Consider the following 2,825-nt stretch of genomic DNA (forward strand, 5'->3'; position numbering starts at 1 on the left):
TTTCCATACCGATCACACACCTTTTTAGAGTAATATTATCAGTATGTCCAAGTTTAGGAGATTACTTGCGAGRACTTTAGAGTTTTTGCACCAGAACCATCGTTTCCGTACCCCTTCAGGTGCAAATATCTTGAAGTTTTTGCACCAAAACCAGAAAAACAGTCCTCTTGAATTTGTTCCAAGGGGACTGTCTTATTTTACATAATAATATTATATCTTTCATCGTCTGAAACACATAGACTTGTAGAATCAATTTTAATATCACATTTTCCTAATCTTCTTTTCACTTCTGTTGTTAATTTCTCGTTTGCATCCTCTAAAGAAAGTGCTGGAATGATTGCGGATTGTAGAGCTGTAACTTTACCATTATACATCACAGAAAAATCAATCTCATATCGATGTATCACAGAACCTCTCATCCTTCCACCTATTCGTTTTTAAGTACCTTCTGCTCCTATAATCTGATACGGTTTACATTTTTTAATTTTTTACCACAATAAAAAAATTTAGATCTTCGTTGTTAATTCCACTATGGCTATTCAATACGTATGAACTATTGAGTAAAAATATGACTAATTTACATCAAATAATTGAGAAGATAGATTCAAAAGCATTCGATATAGAGTTCTTATTTCTTTACTATATAATAATTACATAATAAACAAATGAATTATGCTCCTAAAAGAATCATTTAATACCATATACAATATAATTTATTTATGGTGAATAGAATCAAAACAAAGAAGTACTGACATGATTAAAACTTTATTAGCAGGTACCTTTTACATACTGGATTATTAGTGGGTGCTGAAAATATAAAAACAGATAAGCTAAATTCAGATGAAAAATTGAATGGAAAAGAATAGAGAAAGGGGAAAATCAAAATATAGCAAGATAGTTGAAGGACAGGGAGGAACGGTCTAAAAATCCGGACCTTAATTATCCGAATAACAAAATATTTAAACTAAATAAAAAATATACTTTGTGTACATCATGGGAATAAAACAAGCGAACACGAAGAACAAAAACAGACATAATAAATCTAATTTAAACTACTTTTAAAATTCATTTTTATAAAAAAAAAGTGAAGTATGGCCATAGAAAATGGGAGATTTTCTATAGTTGTTATCTAATTACGATCCATAACCATTCGAATTTAATGAATAAACAACATACAACTATAATTTATTAGAGTAAACGAATCCAGAACTGTTGTATTTTATAAATAGAAAAAAGGAACCCGTTATGGATTCCTTTTTTCTGCTTTACAACCCTTTTTCGCTTCGTGAGGATAATAGATTGATTTGATCTACTATTATTATACATCTTAATATTCTGAATTACAATTAGTTTCCAGGGAATTGTTGTAAAATTATATTTTAAATCAATTGTTCATGACATAAATATATATATTTAATAATTAATGGATATCTAAAGATGGAGTTTCCTATGAGGGGTCACTATACATACCCATCAACTTAAGAGATTTTAATACTCCCAAATATCAAAAAACGTTATGCATCGTTGACACAAAATGCTTATTTTAATTTTTCACGATGACTTCTTTCAAACAGTGATAGTTAATTTAAATATAATTAAGAAAATCATTCCTCTAGCTAAGAATGCTTTTTATATATCAAACTTAATTAATTGGGTTCTGGTGCAAAAACTCTAAAGTTCTCGCAAGTAATCTCCTAAACTTGGACATACTGATAATATTACTCTAAAAAGGTGTGTGATCGGTATGGAAAAATTTGTTCAAATGGAAGAACTATCAACCTGATAGTATCTTATTAACGGTAAGATGGTACCTACAGTACAACCTAAGTTTTCGTGATTTGGTGGAAATGATGGAGGAACGAGGTTTGTCTATTGCTCACACCACCATTATGCGTTGGGTGCATCAATATGGACCTGAATTAGATGAAAGAGTACGACGTCATCTTAAGACAACAAATGATTCCTGGAGAGTCGATGAAACGTATGTGAAAGTAAAAGGTCAATGGATGTATTTATATCGCGCGCAGTCGATTCACAATGATTTTTATCTCAGTGAATCAAGAGATAAACAAGCAGCCAAGCGCTTTTTCAAGAAAGCCTTGGCTGCTTCTCATATTTGTAAACCTCGTGTTATAACAGTAGACAAGAACCCAGCCTATCCCATAGCAATTCAAGAATCAAAAGAAGAGAAACGTATGCCTGAAGGCATACAAATAAGGGAAGTTAAATATCTCAATAATATAGTAGAACAGGATCACCGTTTCATTAAGAAACGTGTGCGTTCTATGTTAGGATTCAAGTCATATGAAACAGCCACTTCCATATTGAGTGGCGTTGAGACCATGCATATGATGAAAAAAGGACAACTTCACCCACAGATGAAGTCTGCCCAAAATGAAGTTAGGTTCATAGGTTCTGTTGCAAGGTTTTCTAAATGCGACTACACTCTAGAAAAAAAGAGTAAGGAGAATTACAGATGAGATATTTTAAAGGGAAACAGTTCAAACAGGATATTATTTTGGTAGCCGTTGGCTATTACTGTCGTTTTTCTTTAAGTTATCGAGATGTCTCTGAAATTTTAAAAGAACGTGGAATCTCAGTTCGCCGTTGGCTATTACTGTCGTTTTTCTTTAAGTTATCGAGATGTCTCTGAAATTTTAAAAGAACGTGGAATCTCAGTTCACCCAACAACCATCATGCGCTGGGTTCATGAATATGGAAACCTCATCTATCAAATTTGGAAGAAGAAAAATAAAAACGTACAATCATCTTGGAAGTTAGATGAAACCTATATAAAAGTCAAAGGAAAATGGTGTTATTTATAT

At 31.9% G+C, this 2,825-nt stretch carries 2 protein-coding genes and 1 pseudogene; 2 read left to right on the forward strand and 1 reads right to left on the reverse strand.

Annotated elements, in window-relative coordinates; genetic code table 11:
* Nucleotides 1-197: 197 nt before the first annotated feature.
* Entirely contained in the window at nt 198-407 is a 210-nt protein-coding gene (locus AZF08_RS21265; RefSeq protein WP_033679245.1) for a hypothetical protein, read from the reverse strand.
* Nucleotides 408-1,754: 1,347 nt separating this feature from the next.
* On the opposite strand from AZF08_RS21265, the gene AZF08_RS21270 reads away from it, so the two are divergent.
* Nucleotides 1,755-2,480 (forward strand): IS6 family transposase, encoded by a 726-nt coding sequence (locus tag AZF08_RS21270; RefSeq protein WP_235604077.1) that lies wholly within the window; start codon nt 1,755-1,757, stop codon nt 2,478-2,480.
* Nucleotides 2,477-2,825 (forward strand): annotated as a pseudogene (locus AZF08_RS21275) (DDE-type integrase/transposase/recombinase); the annotation flags it as partial. The gene AZF08_RS21270 and the pseudogene AZF08_RS21275, both read left to right, overlap by 4 nt.

It is taken from the genome of Bacillus gaemokensis (assembly GCF_001590835.1).
Classification (GTDB): domain Bacteria; phylum Bacillota; class Bacilli; order Bacillales; family Bacillaceae_G; genus Bacillus_A; species Bacillus_A gaemokensis.